The organism is Variovorax sp. GW822-FHT04A09 (genome assembly GCF_058801005.1).
Genome location: NZ_JBXAMV010000005.1, coordinates 341889 through 362281, shown reverse-complemented (window position 1 = coordinate 362281; position 20393 = coordinate 341889). Strand labels below are relative to the sequence as shown.

The window sequence follows — 20393 nt, the reverse complement described above, 5'->3', positions numbered from 1 at the left end:
AAGCGGGAAAGCGCAATTTTCACGCAATGAATGTCGCAGCCTACCAGCGTTGCGTATCAGGTTGCGTCGGCTGTTTCCTATAGATGACAGCTCCGGCGCAGGCCCTATTGACGCTCGCCGTCGCCTGTGCGGGCCGCCATGCGCGAGGCCAGCGCCACCAGCAGCAGCACCGGCACGCCCAGCAGCGCGGTGGCGGTGAAGAAGGTGCTGTAGCCGTAGGCGTCGACAAACGCGCCCGAATAGCCGGCGATGAACTTCGGCAGCAGCAGCATCAGCGAGCTGAACAGCGCGTACTGCGTGGCCGAGTAGCTGATGTTGGTCAGGCTCGACAGGTAGGCGATGAAGGCCGCCGAGGCGATGCCGCCGGCCAGGTTGTCGGCCGAGACCACCGCGATCAGCGCCGTCAGGTCGTGCCCGCGCGTGGCCAGCCAGGCGAACAGCAGGTTGCTCGCGGCGCTCAGCACGGCGCCCAGCATCAGCACCCGCATCACGCCCAGGCGCATCGACAGCACGCCGCCCACGAAGGCGCCCACCAGCGTCATGATCACGCCGTAGATCTTGCTGACCGTGGCCACCTGGTCCTTGGTGAAGCCCATGTCCACGTAGAAGGGGTTGGCCATGATGCCCATCACCACGTCGCTGATGCGGTAGATGGCGATCAGCGCCAGGATCAGCGCCGCCTGCCACTTGTAGCGGCGGATGAAGTCGGCAAAAGGCTCGATCAGCACGCTTCGCAGCCATTCGCCCGCGTTCTTCGCCTTCGGCAGCACGCGCCGCACCGGTTCGGGCGACAGCAGCACCGTGAGCACGCCCACCGCCATCGAGGCCGCCATGACGAGGTAGGCCGTCTTCCAGGCGCCGTTCTGGTAGGCCGCCGCGCCGGTGACCGCCACGGCGGGCGCCACCTCGGCCCAGGCCGCGACCCACAGCACGCCGGCGCCGGCCCAGATCATCGCGAGCCGGTAGCCCGTCTGGTAGGCGGCGGCCAGCGCGGCCTGCTTGCGCGTCTCGGCCGATTCGATGCGGAAGGCGTCCAGCGCGATGTCCTGCGTGGCCGAACCGAAAGCCACCAGCAGCGCGCACCAGATCAGCGGCTGCAGCCCCAGGCGCGGGTCGTTCATCGCCATGCCGACCAGCCCGACGATCACCATGCCCTGCGCCAGCAGCAGCCAGCCGCGCCGGCGCCCGAGCAGCGTGGTCAGCGGCGGCAGCGGCAGCCGGTCGACCAGCGGCGCCCAGACCCACTTGAAGCCATAGGCCAGCCCGACCCAGCTCAAGTAGCCGATGGTGGTGCGGTCGATGCCCGCCTCGCGCAGCCGGAAACTCAGCGTGCCCAGCACCAGCAGCAGCGGCAGGCCGGCCGAGAAGCCCAGCGCGAGCATGCGCAGGGTGGCGGGTTCGAGGTAGACCTTGAGCGCGTCGCGCCAGGGCAGCGCGGTGCTCGCGGGGGCTTGGGTGGTTTCGGCGGGCGGTGCGGACATGAGTGGGGGATTGTCCATGAGCTATGGAGGACATCGGTGCGCCCGCTCGTCTCCATTTGTTCCTATCATCCGGGCACCTATGTGCACACGATGCGAACGCCCCCTTTCCGCCCTCTCCGAAGCCTCGGCCTGGAACCCGCGCCGGGCCTTCCTGCTGGCCGCCGCCGGTGCGGCGCTGAGCGCACCGGCGCTGGCGCAGGTCAATGTCGGCAACGCCTCGGTGGCGCGCAACCTCGTGCCCGCCGACCAGATCGAAGCGGCTGGCGTGCAGCAGTACGGCCAACTGCTCGAACAGGCGCGCGCCAAGGGCGCGCTGGCCGGCGATGGCAACGCGCAACTGCAACGCCTGCGCACCATCGCGCAGCGGCTCATTCCCTTCGCCCTGCCGTGGAACACCCGCGCCCGCGAATGGAGGTGGGAGGTGAACCTGATCGGCAGCAAGCAGATCAACGCCTTCTGCATGCCCGGCGGCAAGATCGCCTTCTTCACCGGCATCCTCGAGCAGCTCAAGCTGAGCGACGACGAGGTCGCGATGGTCATGGGCCATGAAATGGCGCACGCGCTGCGCGAACACGCCCGCGCCCGCATGGCCAAGAGCGTCGGCACCGGCGCGGCGCTGTCCATCGGCGCGCAGCTGCTGGGGCTCGGCCAGGTCGGCGACCTCGCGGCGCGCGCCGGCACGCAGCTCATCACCTTGAAGTTCAGCCGCAGCGACGAGACCGACGCCGACCTCGTGGGCCTGGAGCTCGCCGCGCGCGCGGGCTACGACCCGCAGGCCTCGGTGTCGTTGTGGAAGAAGATGGCCGCGGCCTCCAAGAACCAGGGCGGCCTGAGCTTCCTGTCGACCCACCCGAGCGGGCCGGACCGCATCGCCAAGCTCGAGGCGAACGTGCCGAAGGTCGAGAACCTGTACCGGGCGGCTGCGCGCAAGTAGCTGCGCTTCCCGCCGCGTTCAGTCGGCGGTGATGTTCCCCTTCTTCACCACCGTCGCCCAGCGCTGCGCATCCTTCTGGATCAGCGCGCCGAACGCCGCCGGCGTCGAGCTGGCGGGCACCATGCCCTGCGACTCGAAGGACTTCGCCACCTCGGGCGACTTCAGCACCGCGGCGATCTCCGTGTTCAGCCGCGTCACCACGTGGGCCGGCGTGCCCCTGGGTGCGAGCACGCCGTACCACATGTCGACGTTGTCGGCGGTCACGCCGGCCTCGGCCAGGGTGGGCACGTCGGGCAACTGCGGCAGGCGATGGCTGCTGCCGGTGGCGAGCGCCTTGAGCTTGCCGGCCTGGATGTGCTGCAGCGCCACGTGCACCGGCAGGAACATCGCGTCGATGCGCCCGCCGAGCAGGTCGGTGACGGCGCCGGCCGTGCCCTTGTAGGGCACGTGCAGCAGGTCGGTGCCGGTGCCCTGCATCAGGAGCGCCATCGACAGGTGGTGCGGCGTGCCGACGCCGGGCGTGGCGTAGGTCAGCTTGCCGGGGTTGGCCTTGGCGGTGGCCACCAGCTGCGCGAGCGAGCCGGCCTTCTGGGTGGACGGGTTGGTCACCAGCAGCAGCGTGCCCCACGAGGTCTGCGACACCGGCGTGAAGTCGGCCACCGGGTCGTAGGCGAGCGACTTGTACAGGCCCTTGTTCATCACCAGCGTGTTGACCTGCACCAGCAGCGTGTAGCCGTCGGGCTTGGCGCGCGCCACCTTCTCGCTGCCGATGTTGCCGCTGGCGCCGGCCAGGTTCTCCACGATCACCGGCTGGCCGAGCACGGCAGGCAGGCGGGCCGAGAGCTGGCGCGCGATCAGGTCGATGCCCGTGCCGGGCGTGTAGGGCACCACCAGCGTCACCGGCTGGTCGGGCCAGGCATGGGCCGCGGCGGCGCTGGCCGCAACCAGCAGGGTGGCGAAGGTCCGGGTCAGAAATCTCATGGGGTCTTGTCTCCGTCTTGTTCGGTGAATGTGCCGGCGCTCAGAGGTACGACGCGCGCGCCTTCAGCGCCGCCGGGTCGTAGCCGGCCACGCGCTTGTAGTGGTCGGAGATCGCCTGCAGTTCCTGCTGCGTGACGATCGCGTCGAGGTTCTCGACGCGCTGGCCGCCCGAGCGCTCGAACACCTCGCGCAGGATGGTGTCGGGCGGGTTGCTGCGGTTGGTCAGCACCACGTCGGTGGTGGCCTTCACGCGCACGCGGTCGTAGGTCTCGAGCGCCGCGATGCCCACGCCTTCGCGCTTCATCGCGCCGGCGAGAAAGCGCGCATCGATGATCGCCTGGCCCGCGCCGTTGGAGCCGCGCGGCACCATCGGGTGCGCGGCGTCGCCCAGCAGCGTGAGGCGGCCATGGCTCCAGCGCGGCAGCGGGTCCTGGTCGACCATCGGGTACTCCAGGATGGTGTCCGAGGCCAGGATCAGCGCGGGCACGTCGAGCCAGTCGAAGTGCCAGTCGGCGAAGGCGGGCAGGAAGTCCTCGAGGCGGCCGGCGCGGCTCCAGTCGCGCATCGCGGGCTGGGGCGCGTGGATCTCGGCCACCCAGTTCACGAGCTGGCGGCCCTGGTCGTCGATGTCGTTGCGGATCGGGTAGATCACCATCTTGCCGACGGTGAGCCAGCCCGCGCGCACCATGCTGCCGCCCGAGAGAAAGGGCTTCCACGCCGCAGTGCCTCGCCACATGTTGATGCCCGAATAGCGCGGCGCACCTTCGTTCGGATACAGCTGCTTGCGCAGCGCCGAGTGGATGCCGTCGCAGCCCACCGCGACCGCGCCGCGCACCGGCGCGCGGCCGTCGGCAAAGTGCACCGTCACGCCGTCGGCGTCCTGTTCGACGCCGGTGCAGCGGTGGCCGCACTGCACGCTGTCGGGGCCCAGGCGCTTCAAGGTTTCGTTCAGCAGCACGGTCTGCAGGTCGCCGCGATGGATCGAGTACTGCGGCCAGTCGTAGCCCGCGTGCTGCCCGGCGGGCTCGCGGAACACCAGCTGGCCGTGCTCGGTGAAGAAGACCGCCTCCTGCGTGCGCACGCCCACGGCGTCGAGCGCGTCGAGCAGGCCCAGCTCGGACAGCTCGCGCACCGCATGCGGCAGCAGGTTGATGCCCACGCCGAGCGGGCGCAGCTCGGGCACGGCCTCGTACACGCGGCAGGCGATGCCGGCCTGGTGCAGGCTCAGGGCGAGGGTCAGGCCGCCGATGCCGGCGCCGAGGATGATGACTTCGTTAGGTGCGGTGCTCATGGGGTCCGTATTGGGACCGCAAACGAGACATATGGGAAATTTAGATGTGATATGGATTTATCATGGATCCTTATGAACCTGACCACGCGCCAGATGCGCGCCTTCCTGCAGGTGGCGCGCATCGGCAATTTCACCCGCGCGGCGGAGCAGGCGCACATCACCCAGGCCGGCCTGAGCATCCTGATCCGCGAGATGGAGAAGCAGCTCGGTTGCCGCCTGTTCGACCGCACCACGCGCATGGTGAGCCTCACGCCGGCCGGCCGGCGCCTGTTGCCGGTGGTGGAACGGCTCGTCACCGACCTCGATGACGTGGCCGCCGAACTCGGCGCCGAGGGCGATGCGGCGCGCCAGACGCTGCGCATCGCGGCCACGCCGCTGGTGTCCTCGCACCTGCTGCCCTGGGTGTTCGCGAGTTTTCGCCAGGCGCATCCGCAGGTCGTGCTGCGCCTTTTCGACGCCGACCTGCGCGACGTGGAAGCGATGGTGGCCGCGGGCGAGGCCGACCTCGGCCTGGGCTTTTTCTTCAAGGCCGCGGCGGGGCTCGACCGCACGCCCGTGGGGCGCTTCGAGCTGATGCGCGTCACGCAGGCCGTGGCCGACGGCGAACCGGTGGGCACCGCGCCCTGGTCCGCGCTGCGCGGCGCCACGCTGATCGGCCTGCCGCCCGGCAACCCGATCCAGAAGGTGATCGAACGCCAGCTCGGCGAGATCGGGCTGGCCGACGCGCAGCGGCCCGCCTTCAACTTCTTCGGCACGCTGATCTCGATGGTCGAGGCCGGCTTCGGCACCGCCGTGATGCCCACCTTCGCGCTGGCGGCCTGCCGCCGTCACCGCGTGAAGACCGACGTGCTGCTGAAGCCGCGCGTGGGCATGGACTTCTTTCGCCTGACCAAGCGCGGCACGCACGAGACCGAGGCGATGCGCGCCTTCAGCGAGACGCTGGCGAAGGCGCTGCCTGCGCTGTCCCGCTAGCGGTCACACCATCGCGTTGTCGCCGCCGGGGATCTCGTGCGCCTTGATCTGCCGGCGCGTGAGCTTGTAGAGCGTGGACGACAGGAAGCCGTCCTGGTGGGTGTTCTTGGTCACGTTCACCACGAACTCGTCCTCGGGCGCCACGGCCTGCGCGCCCATGATCCAGCGCACGCTCTCGCGGTAGTTGTAGAGCACCTTGTCGTTGGCGTCGGCCAGCAGCGTCGACAGCGTGGCCATGGCGATGGCGTCGCCGTTGGTGGCGTGCTCGCGCACGAAGTCCAGGTGGCGGTGGCGCACGGGGATCTCGGACAGGTCGCTGATGAACATCAACGCGCCCTCGGTAGCGTCGTCGTGGCCCAGCTCGCGGGCCTTCAGCATGGCCTCGACCGCCTGCGCCTGCAGCGCGGGGCGTTGCGCCGCGGGCGTGGCGTCTTCCCAGGCCATGTCGTGGCACAGGTAGCCCAGCTTGTAGGCCGCGACGCTGTTGCCGGCTTGTGCCGCCTGGCCGTAGCAGTGCATCGCCTGTTGCCGGTCCTTGGTGCCGTGCTCGCCGCCCGCATGGAAGATGCCGAGCGTGAGCAGGCATGAGGTGTCGCCGGCGGCCAGCCCCATCTCCAGGATCTCGAAGGCTTCCTGGTTGCGCGGCACGCGCCACAGTGCGCGCGCCAGGTCGTCCCAGTTCTCGGTGCCGGCGTTGCGTTCGCGCGCGGCCGCCAGCCAGGCGTTGCCGGTCGCTGCGTTGGGCACGAAGCCGAAGGCGCCCTTCAGGCTGCAGTAGCCGTGCAGGATCAGCGCGGTGTTGCATTCGTAGGCGTTGGCGCTGTTGCAGATGGCCTGGCCCAGCCACTGGCCGTCGGGGTCCTGCTCCAGGGCGACGTGCACCGCCATGTTCATCGCGTAGTCGTCGTCGATGGGATGGTGGCTCTCGGCCTCGCGCAGACAGGCCAGCGCTTCGGCGTGCTCGTCGAGCATGTAGTGGCTCACGGCCAGCCAGCGCAGGGTTTCCCAGCGGTGGTAGGGGTAGAGCGCCTCCTGGGCACGCTGGCGCGTGGCAGCCATGCGCTGCTGGGCTTCGGCCGGGTCTTCGTCCTTGTCGACGCTGTTGCCCTGGTAGTCGTCGCGCCAGATCTCGTGGCGCAGCCGGTCTTTCTCGACCTCGTTCAGGTGGGCGCAGGCGGGCGAGGCGATGAAGGCGCGCACGCGCTCGTGGCTGCCGCCCCAGCGCGGCTGCTGGAACCAGACGCACTGGCGCATGAAGAAGAACAGCCGCGGGTGCACGTGCAGCGTGGCGTGGATCCAGTAGGACGTGCCGCTGATCACCTTGCGGCCCTGCACGGGCGAGGGCAGGGCGGTGGGCGCGGCCTCGGGGCAGGCGACGCGCTCGTCGTGCGCCAGGCCGGAGCGCGCGAGCTGCGCCAGCAGCTCTTCGCGGGTGGCCTCGTCGTCGTCCAGGGAGAAGTCGTGCTGCAGCGGCTTGTCGGGCCAGCGGCCGCTGCGCACCAGCTCGGTCAGCCAGTCGGGCTCGTTGAAGGCCGAGGTGCTCTGCAGCAGCAGGGCGCAGGCGGTCCACATCGTGGGCGCGAGCGTGAGGGCGCGCAGCGCGGCCACGGCGCAGCGCGTGGCGCAGGCATGGGCGCATTCCCAGCCCAGCGCGGTGACCGTGCTGGCCCAGCCCGAACCGCGGTACTCGTAGGCCCAGTGGTACCAGTAGTGCGCTTCGCACAGCCAGGCGTGGGCCGATTGAGGGCGGGCGGCCTGCCACGCGGCCAGGCGGGCCAGGCCTTCGGCGCCGGCGGCGGTGCAGCCGGCCAGGTCGTCGGGCAAGGCGCCGTAGTAGCGCTCTTCCTCGTCGCGGTCTTGAAAGCTGGCGGCCAGCGCGTCGTCGAGCCGCTGGTCGAGTGCGGCGTAGTCGCCGGCGCGCAGCAGGGCGTCGATGTCGCAGAGCTTCCAGCGCGCGGGCGCGGGGGGAATCACGGTCGCTGCGGCGGGGGGCGTGTGGGTGGTCATGGGCGGGGCTCGCGCGTCAGGCCGACGCGGCGGGGGCGAGAGTGACGGGTTGGGGATCGAAGATGCGGTAGCGCTTCCAGGGCAGCGTGAGCCAGTTGCCCTGGGTGTTCTGCAGGTGCTCCTGCACCTCCAGCGTGGCGCGCGACGAGGCGGGGCCGTCCTGGCTGCTGATGCGCAGCCAGTGCAGCCGCGCCCGCGCATAGGCGTGGCCGAAGTCTTCCCAGCTCTCGAAGCTGTCCTGCGCGCGCTGTGCGTTGAGGAACAGCACCAGCCAGGCCTGCGACTCGGGCACCCAGCCCAGCAGCGCGATGCAGCGCACCAGGAAGGCGGTGCGCGCGCAGTCGAAGGCCAGCGCGTCGCGCACCTGGCCTTCGGCCGCGAGCTGTTCGTAGAAGTTGGCGTGGGTGCGGCCGAGCCCGCCGACCCAGCCGACCAGCGCGGCCTGCATCTGCGTGGCGATGTCGCGTTCGGGCAGGTCGGCGGCCATGTTCATTTCGCGCAGCACCTGCTTGGCCAGCCGCTGGCGCAGCTCGGCGGGCACGTCGAGCGCCAGCGTGTCGCTGTCGCAGCGCAGGCCGTTGCGCAGCAGCAGGATGTCGCCGAGCGCCAGCGCCCAGCGGCGGCGGTTGGGCACCACCTTGCCGGCGTCGGCCCGGGCCTGCGCGGCGCGCACCGCGAGGTCGGCGTTGGCCTTTTCCATGTGGCCGATCGCCGTGCCCGAGCCGCGCACGACGATACGGAACGCGGTGCGCACGACGAACCACGCGATGCGCACCCCGAGGTACAGCAGGCCCAGGAACACAACGATGACGATGGCCTGCGTCATGGCAATGCCGCTCCCAGCGGCGGCGCGCACACGGCGGCGCTCAGCGAGATGCCTTCGATCTCCAGCATCGTGGCGGGCGCCGGCGTGGGGGCCGCTTGCAGCGACGGCGGCAACCGGTTCGGGGGCAGCGTCAGCCGGGCGGCGGCGGCCACTGCCACGTCCATCTGCCGCAGCCGCGCCAGCTCGTGCGGCGCGATGCGCAGCAGCAGCCATTGCAGCGCCGGCGGCGGCTGCTCGAAGTGCTCGATCAGGTGGAAGTTGCCGCTCATCACGCTGAGCAGGAAATCGGGGCTCTGTACGTCGGTGACGAACTTCCATTCGCCCCGGGCGGCATCCGAAGCCTCGGGCTCGAACACCAGGCCCATGCCCTCGCAGTCGCTGTGGCGCTCGCCGCGCGGCGGCAGCGTGCGCAGGAACTGCAGCACGTCGTCCGCGTACTTGCGGATCGGGTGGCGGTTCTGCTTGCCCTTGATCTGGTCGACGCGCAGCCCGTCGGGATGCACTTCGAGGCTGATGGTCACGTGCGGCAGGTTGCCCGCGCTGCGCAGCGTGAACAGGCGCAGCCGGCCGCTCTGCGCGGCGCTCGCGTACTGCTCGCCGTAGCCGCCGTTCAGCTTCTTGATGTTGGCGAACTGGCCCAGGCAATGCTGCATGTGGAACGACTCGTAGGCCATTTCCTCGCGCAAGGCCGCATGGCTGCCGATGAACTCGAAGATCACGCCGTTGGGCGTGCGCAGCACTTCCTTCAGCGCCAGGCCGCTGCTGGGCACCCAGCCCTTGTTGCGCTTGGCCTGCATGCGCTGGTGCTCCTGCTCCCACAGGGCCATGGCCATGAAGCAGGTGATGCGCTGCAGCTTCTGTTCGAGCCGCGTGCCGCGCCGCGAGCGCAAAAACTCGACCAGCATGCGTTCGCGGTCGACCAGCAGCAGGTGCTCGGGGTCGAGGTAGTAGAAAGTTTTCGGGGCGGCTTCGGCGGCGGGCGATTCGGCCTTGTTGCCCGTGTTGCCCTTGGACTTTTCCTTGTCCTGCACGGACGCCGCGTTCGCCGCGGCAGGAGCGCGCGGCTGCAGCTGCTTCGCCAGCCACTCGGGCAGCGGCTTGTCGGGCCCGGCCGCGGCCAGGTAGTCGGCGGGCGACTGCACCGGCAGCACGTTGCCGAAGCTGCCGATGGCCCAGCGGAAGAAGTGGTTCAGCAGCCAGGCCGCCATGTCGGCGTCGTCGCCGCGCTCGGCGCTGCGCCGCGCGATCGCGGCCTTCACCTCGGGCGCGTTCACCACGTCGCGCGGCAGGTACACCGCCGTCGCCGCGGCCGTGGGCGGCGAGGACGGGTTCGTGGACGGAGACGGAGTCGGGATCGGCATCGACGGGCGGGCGACTTACAGCGTGAAGTCGTACTCCACCGTGATCGGCGCGTGGTCGCTGAACTTGACCGTCTTGTAGATCGCCTCGGTGCGCGCCAGCGCGCCCATCGCCGGCGTGGCCAGGTGGTAGTCCAGCCGCCACCCCACGTTGTTCGCGTAGGCCTGGCCGCGGTTGCTCCACCAGGTGTAGGCGTCGCCCGTGGTGTCGGGCTTGAGGCGGCGGTACACGTCCACCAGGCCCGCGCCTTCGGTGCCGGCGTCGAGCAGGCGCGTCATCCAGGCGCGTTCTTCGGGCAGGAAGCCGCTGTTCTTCTGGTTGCCGCGCCAGTTCTTCAGGTCGATTTCCTGGTGCGCGATGTTGATGTCGCCGCACAGGATGAACTCGCGCTCCTTCTTCAGCGCCAAGAGGTGCGGGAAGAAGCCCTTCAGGAAGCGGAACTTGGCGGCCTGGCGCTCCTCGCCCGAGCTGCCGCTCGGGAAGTAGCAGCTGATCACCGAGAACTTGCGCTTGGGCGTGTCGAAGCGCAGCTCGAGGTAGCGGCCTTCGGCGTCGAATTCGGGATCACCCCAGCCCACCACCACGGCGCTGGGCGCATGCTTCGTGTAGATGGCGGTGCCCGCGTAGCCTTTTTTCTCGGCAAAGTGGAAGTGGCCCTGCAGGCCCGCCATCTGCTCGAAGCGGCCTTCGACATCGCTGGCCTGGACGCGGATCTCCTGCATGCAAATACAATCCGGCGCGAGTTCGGCCACCCAGTCGGCGACGCCCTTGGTGGCCGCCGAGCGCAGGCCATTGAGATTGAGACTGGTCAGTTTGAACACAAGGAATTTCCAATGGCTGTAGACGGTCAGACAAGCAGCGCGGTGGCACAGGACTTCGTCCAGTTCGCGCTCGACGCCGGCGTGCTTCGCTTCGGCGAATTCAAGACCAAGGCCGGTCGCATGAGCCCGTATTTCTTCAATTCGGGCCTCTTCGACGACGGCGCCAAGATCGCGCGGCTCGCCGGATTCTATGCAGACCGCCTGGTCGAAAGCGGCCTCGAGTTCGACATGATCTTCGGCCCCGCCTACAAGGGCATTCCGCTGGGCGCCACCGTGGCCGCCGAGCTGGCCCGGCGCGGGCGCAACTACCCCTTTGCCTACAACCGCAAGGAAGCCAAGGCGCACGGCGAAGGCGGCAATCTGGTGGGCGCGCCGCTGAAGGGCCGCGTGCTGATCGTCGACGACGTGATGTCGGCCGGCACCGCGGTGCGCGAATCGATCGCCGCGATCCAGGCCGCGGGCGCCACGCCGCATGCCGTGGCCATCGCCCTGGACCGGCAGGAAAAAGCCACCGAGAACGGCGTCGACGTGGACCACAGCGCCGTGCAGTACGTGCGCAACCAGCTCGGCCTCGCGGTGGTGCCCATCGCCACGCTGGACGACTTGCTGAGCTACCTCTCGGGCAACGCCGCCGCCGACCTCGGCGCGCACCGCGAGCGCGTGCTGGCCTACCGCACGCGCTACGGCGCCTGAGACGCAGCGCCGATGCGACGCCCCGCGCGCGATCCCTCTTCTGCTGCCGCCGTGGCGTCGCTGTGGCTGGGCCTGGCGGCCCTGTCGTCATGCGCAACGGCGCTGGCCCAGCCCGCCAGGACGGACGGGCCCGGCGTCGGCATCTACACCTGCGTCGACGCGCGCGGGCGCACGCTCACGGCCGACCGGCCGATCGCCGAGTGCAGCGACCGCGAGCAGCGCGAACTGGGCCCCAGCGGCACGGTGCGCCGCAAGCTGGAGCCGACCTACACGGCGCGCGAGCAGCAGGAGCGCGAGGACCGCGCGCGCGAAGCCGCCATCCAGGCCGCACGGCTCATCGACGAGCGCCGCCGCGAGCGCGCGCTGCTGGTGCGCTACCCCAATGCCACCACGCACGACCGCGAGCGCGTCGAGGCGCTGTCGCAGATCGATGCGGTGATCCAGGCCGCGAAGAAGCGCCTCGTCGAGCTCGCTGACGACCGCAAGAAGATCGACGAAGAGCTCGAGTTCTACAAGCAGGACACGAGCAAGGCGCCCGGCGCCGTGCGCCGCCGCATCGAGGACAACACGCAGAGCGTGGCCGTGCAGAACCGCTTCATCGCGGAGCAGGAAGAAGAGAAGAAGCGCGTGAATGCGCGCTTCGATGAAGAGCGCGGGCGCCTGAAGACGCTCTGGTCGCCGCAGAACGGCGGTAACCCGCGCTGAACGAATCCGCCGGGGCCTGGCGCAAGGCCCCGGGGCTCGTTCGTGATCAGCCCAGCTTGGCTTTCAGCAGCTCGGTGACCTGCGCAGGGTTGGCCTTGCCGCCGCTGGCCTTCATGACCTGGCCCACGAGGCCGTTGAGCGCCTTTTCCTTGCCGCCGCGGTATTCCTCGACGTTCTTCGCGTTCTTGGCAATCACCTCGTCGAGGATCTTGTCGAGCGCGCCGGCGTCGTTCATCGGCTTCAGGTCCTTGGCTTCGATGATCGCGTCGACATCGCTGCCTTCGCCGCTCCACAGCGCTTCGAACACCTGGCGCGCCGCGTTGTTGGGCAGCGTGCCGTCGGCGATGCGCGTCACCAGCTGCGCAAGCTGCGCGGCCTTCACAGGCGCGGCCTCGATGCCGATCTCGGCGGCGTTCAGGCGGCGTGCCATCTCGCCGGTGATCCAGTTGCTGGCCAGCTTGGGCGCCGCGCCGGCGTTCACCGCGTCGTCGAAGTACTGCGCCAGCGCCACGCCCTGCGTAAGCTGCGCGGCGTCGTATTCCGACAGGCCGTGGTCGCGCACATAGCGCTCGGCCGTGGCACGCGGCAGCTCGGGCATGGTGGCGCGCACGCGCTCGATCCACTCGGCGGCCACCACCAGGGGCGGCAGGTCCGGATCGGGGAAGTAGCGGTAGTCGGCCGCGTCTTCCTTGGTGCGCATGGTGCGCGTCTCGCCGGTGGCGGGATCGAACAGCACGGTGGCCTGTTCGATGGCGCGGCCTTCTTCGAGCTCGTCGATCTGCGAGTTGATCTCGTAGTCGATCGCCTGCTGCATGAACTTGAAGCTGTTCAGGTTCTTGATCTCGCGGCGCGTGCCGAGCTTCTCGCCGGGCTTGCGCACCGACACGTTGGCGTCGCAGCGAAAGCTCCCTTCCTGCATGTTGCCGTCGCAGATGCCGATCCACGTGACGATCTTGTGCAGTTCCTTCGCATAGGCCACGGCCTCGGCGGTGGAGCGCATGTCGGGCTCGGTCACGATCTCCAGCAGCGGCGTGCCGGCGCGGTTCAGGTCGATGCCGCTCTGGCCGATGAAGTCTTCGTGCAGCGACTTGCCCGCGTCTTCCTCGAGGTGGGCGCGCACCAGGCGCACGGTCTTCTTTTCTTCGCCGAGGAAGAACGACACCGCACCGCCTTGCACCACCGGGATCTCGAACTGGCTGATCTGGTAGCCCTTGGGCAGGTCGGGGTAGAAGTAGTTCTTGCGTGCGAACACGCTGCGCGGTGCGATGTGCGAGCCCAGCGCCAGGCCCAGCTTGATGGCGCGTTCGACCGCGCCCTTGTTCATCACGGGCAGCGTGCCGGGCAGTGCCAGGTCGACCGCGCAGGCCTGCGTGTTGGGCTCGGCGCCGAAGGCGGTGGAGGCGCGGCTGAAGATCTTGCTCGCGGTCGACAGTTGCGCATGCGTCTCGAAGCCGATGATGACTTCATAGCCGCGCACCAGCGGGCCGGTCGGGCGGCCTTGTTGTTGTGCTTCGAATGTGTTCACGGTCTCGCTCATGTCAGAAGCCCTCCGGCGTGCGCGTGTGCCAGTCGGTGGCTTGCTGGAAGCGGTGCGCTGCATTGAGCAGCTTCGCTTCGCCGAAGTAGTTGCCGATCAGTTGCAGGCCCACGGGCATGCCCGCATCGAAGCCTGCGGGCACGCTCATGCCGGGCAGGCCGGCCAGCGACGCGGGCAGCGTGAAGATGTCGGCGAGGTAGTCGGCCACGGGGTCGTCGCCGTGTTCGCCGATCTTCCAGGCGGTGGTCGGTGCGGCGGGGCCGGCGATCACGTCGCACTGCGTCAGCGCCTGCTGGAAGTCGTCCGCGATCATGCGGCGCACCTTCTGCGCCTGCAGGTAGTAGGCGTCGTAGTAGCCGTGCGAGAGCACGTAGGTGCCGATCATGATGCGGCGCTTCACTTCGTCGCCAAAGCCTTCGGCGCGCGTGCGTTCGTACATCTCGGCCAGGTCCTTGTACTGCCTGGCGCGGTGGCCGAACTTGACGCCGTCGAAGCGGCTCAGGTTGCTCGAGGCTTCGGCCGCGGCCAGGATGTAGTACACGGGAATCGACAGCTCGGTGCGCGGCAGCGAGACCTCGACACGCTTCGCGCCGAGCTTCTCGTACTGCGCGAGCGCCGCGTCGATGGCGGCGCGCACGCCGGGTGCCACGCCGTCGCCGAAGAACTCCTTGGGCACGCCGATGCGCAGGCCTTCGAGCGAGTCGTTCAGCGAGCGGCCGAAGTCTTCGGCAGGCTTGTCGAGCGAGGTCGAGTCGCGGTCGAGATCAGGGCCGCAGAAGGCCGACAGCAGCAGCGCGCAGTCTTCGGCCGAGCGGGCCATCGGGCCGGCCTGGTCGAGGCTCGATGCGAAGGCCACCATGCCGTAGCGCGAGGCGCGGCCGTAGGTCGGCTTGATGCCGGTGATGCCGCAGAACGACGCGGGCTGGCGGATCGAGCCGCCGGTGTCGGTGCCGGTGGCGGCAGGCGCGAGGCGTGCCGCGACAGCCGCCGCGCTGGCGCCCGACGAGCCGCCCGGAATGCGTTCGAGGTTCCAGGGGTTGCGCACCGGCACGGCTTGGTCGTGGCCCACGGCGGGCACGGCGACGTTCTCGTTGGCCGAGCCCATCGCGAACTCGTCGCAGCTGAGCTTGCCGAGCGTGACCGCGCCGGCTTCGGCCAGGCGGCGCACCACGGTCGCGTCGAAGGGCGAGCGGTAGCCCGCGAGCATCTTCGAGCCGGCGGTGGTGGCGAAATCGGTGGTGACGAAGATGTCCTTGTGCGCAATGGGCACGCCGGCCAGCGCGGGCGCGTTGCCGGTGGCGAGGAGCGCGTCGGCCGCGCGGGCCTGGGCCAGCGTGACTTCTTCGTTGACGTCGACGAAGGTGCCGAGCGACTCGTGGGCCTTCATGCGGCCGAGAAACGCCTGCGAGGCCTCGACGGCCGAAACCTTGCGCTCGGCCAGGGCCTTGGCCAGGGCGACCACGCCCATCTGGTGCAGTTGCTCGCCGCTCATTATTCGATCACCTTGGGCACGAGGAACAGGCCGGCTTCGACGGCCGGGGCGCTCTTCTGGTTGGCTTCGCGGTTGTTCGGCTCGCTCACGACGTCGTCGCGCAGGCGCAGCGTCACGTCTTCGAGCGCGGCCACGGGGTGCGCCAGCGGCTCGACGCCGGTGGTGTCGACCGCGCGCATGCGTTCGACCAGATCGAAGAAGCCGTTGATTTGAGTGAGCATGCGCTCGCTTTCATCTGGGGCAAGCTGCAGCCGCGCCAGGGAGGCGATGCGTGCAATATCGGAAGCGGAAAGAGACATAGATGGCTGACGGGTCGAAAAAACCGGAGGCAATCGCACGCCGAAGAGGGTGCCGACACGGGATTCAGAGGGGATTCGGTTATTATCCCGCCTTTGCCGCAACCCCCGCGAACGCGCCGGCTTTTGCGCCAAAAACGATCAATTCACCCCGTCAAACGACCCAAAAATAGAGCGACGACCTGCCGATGCGCAGGCCGTGCTCAGAGGATTCCGCACATGTTTGGAGCTTTCCGTCGGTACTTCTCCACCGACCTGGCGATCGACCTCGGCACCGCCAACACCCTGATCTTCGCCCGCAACAAGGGCATCGTGCTGGACGAGCCCTCCGTGGTCGCGATCCGCCACGAAGGCGGCCCCCATGGCAAGAAGGTGATCCAGGCCGTCGGCCGCGAAGCCAAGGCCATGCTGGGCAAGGTGCCCGGCAACATCGAGGCGATCCGCCCGATGAAGGACGGCGTCATTGCCGACTTCGTGATCACCGAGCAGATGATCAAGCAGTTCATCAAGATGGTGCACCCGCGCACGCTGCTCACGCCGAGCCCGCGCATCATCATCTGCGTGCCCTGCGGCTCGACCCAGGTCGAGCGCCGCGCCATCAAGGACGCGGCCGAAGCCGCCGGCGCCACCGCCGTCTACCTCATCGAAGAACCCATGGCCGCGGCCATCGGCGCCGGCCTGCCCGTCAGCGAAGCCTCGGGCTCGATGGTGGTGGACATCGGCGGCGGCACCACCGAAGTGGGCGTGATCTCGCTGGGCGGCATGGTCTACAAGGGCTCGGTCCGCGTGGGCGGCGACCGCTTCGACGAAGCCATCATCAACTACATCCGCCGCAACTACGGCATGCTGATCGGCGAGCCGACGGCCGAAGTCATCAAGAAGAACATCGGTTCGGCCTTCCCGGGCTCCGAAGTCAAGGAAATGGAAGTCAAGGGCCGCAACCTGTCCGAAGGCGTGCCGCGCAGCTTCACCATCAGCAGCAACGAAGTGCTGGAAGCCCTGACCGACCCCCTGAACAACATCGTCTCGGCCGTGAAGAACGCGCTGGAACAGACGCCTCCCGAACTGGGCGCCGACATCGCCGAGCGCGGCATGATGCTCACCGGCGGCGGCGCGCTGCTGCGCGACCTCGACCGCCTGCTCGCCGAGGAAACCGGCCTGCCGGTGCTCGTGGCCGAAGACCCGCTGACCTGCGTGGTGCGCGGCTGCGGCATCGCCCTGGAGCGCATGGACCGTCTGGGCAGCATCTTCACGAGCGAGTAAAAGGCGAAAGCCATCATCGGCCGGCCTCTGCTTGCGCAGGCCGGCTTTTTGTTATTTGATGCCGCACCACCGCCGGGTCTGACTACATGCCTCTGGGCACGCTCGATCGCACAGCGCCACCCCTGTTCAACCAGGGGCAATCGGCACTCAGCAAGCTGATCTTCTTCGGCGCGCTCTCGCTCTTCCTCATGGTCGCCGACGCCCGCTTTCACCTCGTGAAGCCGATCCGCTCGGCCATCGGCGCGGTGCTCTACCCGGTGCAGATGGCGGCGCTCAAGCCGGTCATGCTGGTGATGGGCGGCAGCCGCTACTTCGAAGAGCTGCAGACCGCGCAGCGCAACGAAGACGAGGCCCGCAAGGCCCTGATGCTGCAGGCCGAGACCGCCAGCCGCGCCGACACGCTCGCGCAAGACAACGCCCGCCTGCGCGAGCTGCTCGAGCTGCGCCAGACCACCACCACGCCGGGCCGTCCGGCCGAGGTGCTGTACGACGCGGCCGACCCCTACACGCGCAAGATCGTCATCGACCAGGGCCTCGCGCAGGGCGTGGCCGCCGGCTCGCCGGTGATCGACGCGCGCGGCGTGCTGGGCCAGGTGACGCAGGTGCTGCCCTTCACGAGCGAGGTCACGCTGGTGATCGACCGCGACCTGGCCATTCCCGTGCAGAACACCCGCACCGGCGTGCGCAGCGTGGCCTTCGGCGATGCGTCGGCGCACGGCGGCGGCATGGAGCTGCGCTTCATGGCGGCCAATGCCGACCTGCAGGAGGGCGACCTGCTGTCCACCAGCGGCGTCGACGGCATCTACCCGGCCGGCCTGCCGGTGGCGAAGATCGAGCGCATCGAGCGCCGCGCCGACTCGGCCTTTGCGCGCATCTACTGCGTGCCGCTGGCCCGCGTGACCGCGGCGCGCTACGTGCTGGTGCTCGAGCCCTCGGGCGCCCCGGTGGCGCCGCCGCACGTCGAGGCCGCGTCCACCCAGCGCAAGCGCCCCGAAGGCAAGCCGGGCGCCGGCAAGAACGAGAAGAAACCGGCGGGAGCCACGCGATGATCAAGCGCCCCGGCCAGCAGCAGCTCTTGCTGCCCGTCAGCCCCGTCTTCATGTGGACCAGCCTGCTCGTGGCACTGCTGGTCAACATGATCCCCATCGGCCGCGCCGCCTGGATGCCCGACCTGCTGGCGCTGGTGATCGTGTTCTGGGGCGTGCACCAGCCCGCGCGCGTGGGCATCGGCGCGGCCTTCATGTTCGGCCTGCTCATGGACGTGCACCAGTCGTCGATGCTGGGCCAGCATGCGCTGTCCTACACCACGCTGGGCTTCTTCGCGATCATGATCCACCGGCGCCTGCTGTGGTACCCGGTGCTCTCGCAGGCGCTGCAGGTGCTGCCACTGTTTGCGCTGTCGCAGTTCATCGAGGTGATCACGCGCATGATCGGCGGCGGCGTGTTCCCGGGCTGGGGCGTGCTGGTCTCGCCGGCGCTCGAGGCGGCGCTGTGGCCGCTGGCCACCGCGCTGCTGCTGGCGCCCCAGCGCCGCACGCCCGAACCCGACGAGAACCGCCCCCTCTAGTCATGGTGCCCCCCGGCTTTTCACTTCGCTTCGCTGCGTGTAACTCCACCCCCCGAGGGGGAGGCGCGGCCCGCCTTGGGGCGGCCCGGCGGCGGCCGCCCGTCGCATTTGCCATCGCACCTGCGCACGCCTAAGCTTCCTGACGCCATGACCGAAATCCGCAACGTTGCCGCCGACCTGGCGCGCTTCAAGCGCCGCGTGATCGTCATCGGCCTGGCGGTGCTGTTCGCCTTCAGCCTGCTGGGCTCGCGGCTGGTCTACCTGCAGGTGGTGCGCCATGCCGACCTGGCCGAGCAGGCCGAGAGCAACCGCACGGCCGTGGTGCCGGTGGTGCCGAACCGGGGGCTCATCCTCGATCGCAACGGCATCGTGCTGGCCTCCAACTACTCGGCCTACACGCTGGAGATCACGCCCTCCAAGGTCGGTGATGTCGAGGAGACCATCAACAGCCTGACCAGCGTGCTCGAGGTGTCGCCGCGCGACCGCCGCCGCTTCAAGCGCCTGCGTGAAGACTCGCGCAGCTTCGACTCCATTCCGATCCGCACCCGCCTGAGCGACGAAGAGGTGGCGCGCTTCGCGGCGCAGCGCTACCGCTTCCCGGGCGTGGAGATCAAGGCGCGCCTGTTCCGCAACTACCCGCAGGGCGAGCTGGCCTCTCACGTGCTGGGCTACATCGGTCGCATCAACCAGCGCGAAAAAACCGCGATGGAAGACTGGGACGAGGAAGACCAGGCCAATTACAAGGGCACCGACTACATCGGCAAGCTGGGCATCGAGCAGAGCTACGAGAAGATGCTGCACGGCCAGACCGGCGTCGAGCAGATGGAAACCTCGGCCGGCGGGCGCGCCGTGCGCCGGCTCGCGAGCCACCCGGCCACGCCGGGCAACACCGTCATGCTGTCGCTGGACATCAAGCTGCAGAAGCTGGTGGAAGACATGTACGGCGACCGGCGCGGCGCGCTCGTGGCCATCGACCCCAAGACCGGCGAAGTGCTGGCCTTCGTGAGCAAGCCCACCTTCGACCCCAACCTGTTCGTCGAGGGCATCGACACCGAGAGCTGGCAGGCGCTCACCGAATCGATCGACAAGCCGCTGCTCAACCGCGCGCTGCGCGGCACCTACCCGCCGGGCTCCACCTACAAGCCCTTCATGGCGCTGGCGGCGCTGCAGACCGGCAAGCGCGCCGCGAGCGTGGTGGTGAACGACCCCGGCTACTTCAACTTCGGCGGCCACCGCTTCGGCAGCCCCGAGGGCTACCTGGGCGGCGTCGACATGCGCCGCTCGATCCAGGTGTCGAGCAACATCTACTACTACTCGCTGGCCAACGAGATGGGCGTGGACCTGATCCACGACTTCATGAAGCCGATGGGCTTCGGCCAGATCACCGGCATCGACCTGGGCGGCGAGGTGCGCGGCGTGCTGCCCAGCACCGAATGGAAGCGCAACGCCTACAAGCGGCCCGAGCAGAAGAAGTGGTACGCGGGCGAGACCATCTCGCTGGGCATCGGCCAGGGCTACAACGCCTTCACCATGCTGCAGCTGGCGCAGGCCACGGCCATCGTGGCCGACGGCGGCATGAAGCACCGGCCGCACCTGGCGCTGGCGATGCGCAACACGGTCAGCGGGCAGGTCGTGCCGCTGCCGCAACCGCCGGCCGAGAACCTGGGCTACACGGCGGCCAACGTGGCGGTGATCCGCGAGGGCCTGACCAGCGTGGTCACCAGTGGCACGGCGCGCGGCGTGTTCGCGGGCGCGGGCTACCAGGCGGCCGGCAAGACCGGCACGGCGCAGGCCGTGACGCAGGCCAAGAACACCAAGTACAACGCACGCGCGCTCGAAGAACACCAGCGCGACCATGCCCTGTTCATGGCCTACGCGCCGGCCAACAACCCGAAGATCGCGCTCGCCGTCATCGTCGAGAACGCCGGCTGGGGCGCGGGCGCCGCGGCGCCGCTGGCGCGCCGCGTGTTCGACTACTGGCTCATGGACCAGTATCCGAGCGAGGCCGACATGGCCGCCGTGCGCATCGGCCGCGCGGGCGCGCCGATGGGCAAGCCGCGCGTGGCCAGCGAGGTGGCCTGGCCCGCGGCGGCCGCGGTGCCGGCACCGGCGGGCGCGGCATCGTCGGCGGCGCCGACGCCCTGACAGGTGCGCCCCGCGGGGCGCAC

The 20393-nt window shown here is 69.3% G+C and carries 18 protein-coding genes; 8 read left to right on the top strand and 10 right to left on the bottom strand.

Going from position 1 to position 20393, the window contains the following annotated elements:
• Positions 1-104: 104 nt before the first annotated feature.
• Positions 105-1499 (bottom strand): AmpG family muropeptide MFS transporter, encoded by a 1395-nt coding sequence (locus AC1RLW_RS25025; RefSeq protein WP_493195524.1) that lies wholly within the window; start codon positions 1497-1499, stop codon positions 105-107.
• A 61-nt stretch (positions 1500-1560) separates the two neighbouring features.
• Here AC1RLW_RS25025 and AC1RLW_RS25020 point away from each other — a divergent pair, with 61 nt between their 5' ends.
• The gene (locus tag AC1RLW_RS25020) at positions 1561-2415 is read left to right on the top strand and encodes a M48 family metallopeptidase (protein ID WP_493195523.1); all 855 of its coding nucleotides are present in this window, start codon (positions 1561-1563) and stop codon (positions 2413-2415) included.
• A gap of 18 nt (positions 2416-2433) precedes the next feature.
• Here AC1RLW_RS25020 and AC1RLW_RS25015 read toward each other — a convergent pair whose 3' ends face one another.
• A complete protein-coding gene (locus AC1RLW_RS25015; RefSeq protein ID WP_493195522.1) occupies positions 2434-3396 on the bottom strand; it encodes a tripartite tricarboxylate transporter substrate binding protein in 963 nt (320 codons plus the stop codon).
• A gap of 40 nt (positions 3397-3436) precedes the next feature.
• The gene (locus AC1RLW_RS25010) at positions 3437-4687 is read right to left on the bottom strand and encodes a flavin-dependent oxidoreductase (RefSeq protein WP_493195521.1); all 1251 of its coding nucleotides are present in this window, start codon (positions 4685-4687) and stop codon (positions 3437-3439) included.
• 72 nt (positions 4688-4759) lie between these two features.
• On the opposite strand from AC1RLW_RS25010, the gene AC1RLW_RS25005 reads away from it, so the two are divergent.
• Positions 4760-5659, top strand: coding sequence for a LysR family transcriptional regulator (locus AC1RLW_RS25005; RefSeq protein WP_487848844.1), 900 nt, complete (start codon positions 4760-4762; stop codon positions 5657-5659).
• Between the two features lie 3 nt (positions 5660-5662).
• Here AC1RLW_RS25005 and AC1RLW_RS25000 read toward each other — a convergent pair whose 3' ends face one another.
• Genes AC1RLW_RS25000 through AC1RLW_RS24985 form a run of 4 tightly spaced genes read right to left on the bottom strand, consistent with a single transcriptional unit; the run spans position 5663 to position 10672 of the window.
• Positions 5663-7666 carry a DUF4034 domain-containing protein gene (locus AC1RLW_RS25000; protein WP_493195520.1) on the bottom strand — a complete coding sequence of 668 codons (2004 nt, stop codon included), beginning with the start codon at positions 7664-7666 and terminating at the stop codon, positions 5663-5665.
• Between the two features lie 16 nt (positions 7667-7682).
• Positions 7683-8492, bottom strand: a complete 810-nt coding sequence (locus AC1RLW_RS24995; RefSeq protein WP_493195519.1) for a DUF1266 domain-containing protein — start codon at positions 8490-8492, stop codon at positions 7683-7685.
• The gene (locus AC1RLW_RS24990; protein WP_493195518.1) at positions 8489-9853 is read right to left on the bottom strand and encodes a hypothetical protein; all 1365 of its coding nucleotides are present in this window, start codon (positions 9851-9853) and stop codon (positions 8489-8491) included. The genes AC1RLW_RS24995 and AC1RLW_RS24990 overlap by 4 nt, the downstream gene beginning before the upstream one ends.
• Positions 9854-9868: 15 nt before the next feature.
• On the bottom strand, positions 9869-10672 hold the full coding sequence (locus AC1RLW_RS24985) for an exodeoxyribonuclease III (protein ID WP_062472711.1): 804 nt from the start codon (positions 10670-10672) through the stop codon (positions 9869-9871).
• A 12-nt stretch (positions 10673-10684) separates the two neighbouring features.
• Between AC1RLW_RS24985 and pyrE the strand changes: the two genes are divergently transcribed.
• Together pyrE and AC1RLW_RS24975 are read left to right on the top strand one after the other, a co-directional pair.
• Positions 10685-11365 carry an orotate phosphoribosyltransferase gene (gene pyrE / locus AC1RLW_RS24980; RefSeq protein WP_056583914.1) on the top strand — a complete coding sequence of 227 codons (681 nt, stop codon included), beginning with the start codon at positions 10685-10687 and terminating at the stop codon, positions 11363-11365.
• Positions 11366-11377: 12 nt separating this feature from the next.
• A complete protein-coding gene (locus tag AC1RLW_RS24975; protein WP_493195517.1) occupies positions 11378-12070 on the top strand; it encodes a DUF4124 domain-containing protein in 693 nt (230 codons plus the stop codon).
• 46 nt (positions 12071-12116) lie between these two features.
• Here AC1RLW_RS24975 and gatB read toward each other — a convergent pair whose 3' ends face one another.
• From gatB to gatC, 3 genes are read right to left on the bottom strand one after another with little or no spacing between them, the layout of a single operon-like run.
• Positions 12117-13607, bottom strand: coding sequence for an Asp-tRNA(Asn)/Glu-tRNA(Gln) amidotransferase subunit GatB (gene gatB / locus AC1RLW_RS24970; protein ID WP_493195516.1), 1491 nt, complete (start codon positions 13605-13607; stop codon positions 12117-12119).
• A gap of 1 nt (position 13608) precedes the next feature.
• Entirely contained in the window at positions 13609-15099 is a 1491-nt protein-coding gene (gene gatA, locus AC1RLW_RS24965) for an Asp-tRNA(Asn)/Glu-tRNA(Gln) amidotransferase subunit GatA (protein ID WP_493195515.1), read from the bottom strand.
• The gene (gene gatC / locus AC1RLW_RS24960) at positions 15099-15398 is read right to left on the bottom strand and encodes an Asp-tRNA(Asn)/Glu-tRNA(Gln) amidotransferase subunit GatC (RefSeq protein ID WP_056583926.1); all 300 of its coding nucleotides are present in this window, start codon (positions 15396-15398) and stop codon (positions 15099-15101) included. Before gatC ends, gatA begins: the two co-directional genes overlap by 1 nt.
• 216 nt (positions 15399-15614) lie before the next feature.
• Between gatC and AC1RLW_RS24955 the strand changes: the two genes are divergently transcribed.
• The 4 genes from AC1RLW_RS24955 (at position 15615) to mrdA (ending at position 20370) form a co-directional block, all read left to right on the top strand.
• Positions 15615-16658, top strand: coding sequence for a rod shape-determining protein (locus AC1RLW_RS24955; RefSeq protein WP_056583929.1), 1044 nt, complete (start codon positions 15615-15617; stop codon positions 16656-16658).
• Between the two features lie 86 nt (positions 16659-16744).
• The gene (gene mreC, locus AC1RLW_RS24950; RefSeq protein ID WP_095743224.1) at positions 16745-17707 is read left to right on the top strand and encodes a rod shape-determining protein MreC; all 963 of its coding nucleotides are present in this window, start codon (positions 16745-16747) and stop codon (positions 17705-17707) included.
• A complete protein-coding gene (gene mreD, locus AC1RLW_RS24945) occupies positions 17704-18225 on the top strand; it encodes a rod shape-determining protein MreD (RefSeq protein ID WP_062472721.1) in 522 nt (173 codons plus the stop codon). Before mreC ends, mreD begins: the two co-directional genes overlap by 4 nt.
• Positions 18226-18372: 147 nt before the next feature.
• Positions 18373-20370, top strand: coding sequence for a penicillin-binding protein 2 (gene mrdA, locus AC1RLW_RS24940; protein ID WP_062472723.1), 1998 nt, complete (start codon positions 18373-18375; stop codon positions 20368-20370).
• Positions 20371-20393: the final 23 nt, after the last annotated feature.

Excerpts from the sequence above, each read along its gene's own strand:
- gatC (WP_056583926.1), bottom strand. The coding sequence starts at position 15,398 with ATGTCTCTTTCCGCTTCCGATATTGCACGCATCGCCTCCCTGGCGCGG.
- mreD (WP_062472721.1), top strand. The coding sequence starts at position 17,704 with ATGATCAAGCGCCCCGGCCAGCAGCAGCTCTTGCTGCCCGTCAGCCCC.
- AC1RLW_RS24990 (WP_493195518.1), bottom strand. The coding sequence starts at position 9,853 with ATGCCGATCCCGACTCCGTCTCCGTCCACGAACCCGTCCTCGCCGCCC.
- mreC (WP_095743224.1), top strand. The coding sequence starts at position 16,745 with ATGCCTCTGGGCACGCTCGATCGCACAGCGCCACCCCTGTTCAACCAG.
- AC1RLW_RS24955 (WP_056583929.1), top strand. The coding sequence starts at position 15,615 with ATGTTTGGAGCTTTCCGTCGGTACTTCTCCACCGACCTGGCGATCGAC.
- AC1RLW_RS25005 (WP_487848844.1), top strand. The coding sequence starts at position 4,760 with ATGAACCTGACCACGCGCCAGATGCGCGCCTTCCTGCAGGTGGCGCGC.
- gatA (WP_493195515.1), bottom strand. The coding sequence starts at position 15,099 with ATGAGCGGCGAGCAACTGCACCAGATGGGCGTGGTCGCCCTGGCCAAG.
- AC1RLW_RS24975 (WP_493195517.1), top strand. The coding sequence starts at position 11,378 with ATGCGACGCCCCGCGCGCGATCCCTCTTCTGCTGCCGCCGTGGCGTCG.
- mrdA (WP_062472723.1), top strand. The coding sequence starts at position 18,373 with ATGACCGAAATCCGCAACGTTGCCGCCGACCTGGCGCGCTTCAAGCGC.
- gatB (WP_493195516.1), bottom strand. The coding sequence starts at position 13,607 with ATGAGCGAGACCGTGAACACATTCGAAGCACAACAACAAGGCCGCCCG.
- AC1RLW_RS25010 (WP_493195521.1), bottom strand. The coding sequence starts at position 4,687 with ATGAGCACCGCACCTAACGAAGTCATCATCCTCGGCGCCGGCATCGGC.
- AC1RLW_RS25025 (WP_493195524.1), bottom strand. The coding sequence starts at position 1,499 with ATGGACAATCCCCCACTCATGTCCGCACCGCCCGCCGAAACCACCCAA.
- AC1RLW_RS25020 (WP_493195523.1), top strand. The coding sequence starts at position 1,561 with ATGTGCACACGATGCGAACGCCCCCTTTCCGCCCTCTCCGAAGCCTCG.
- AC1RLW_RS25000 (WP_493195520.1), bottom strand. The coding sequence starts at position 7,666 with ATGACCACCCACACGCCCCCCGCCGCAGCGACCGTGATTCCCCCCGCG.
- AC1RLW_RS24995 (WP_493195519.1), bottom strand. The coding sequence starts at position 8,492 with ATGACGCAGGCCATCGTCATCGTTGTGTTCCTGGGCCTGCTGTACCTC.
- AC1RLW_RS25015 (WP_493195522.1), bottom strand. The coding sequence starts at position 3,396 with ATGAGATTTCTGACCCGGACCTTCGCCACCCTGCTGGTTGCGGCCAGC.
- pyrE (WP_056583914.1), top strand. The coding sequence starts at position 10,685 with ATGGCTGTAGACGGTCAGACAAGCAGCGCGGTGGCACAGGACTTCGTC.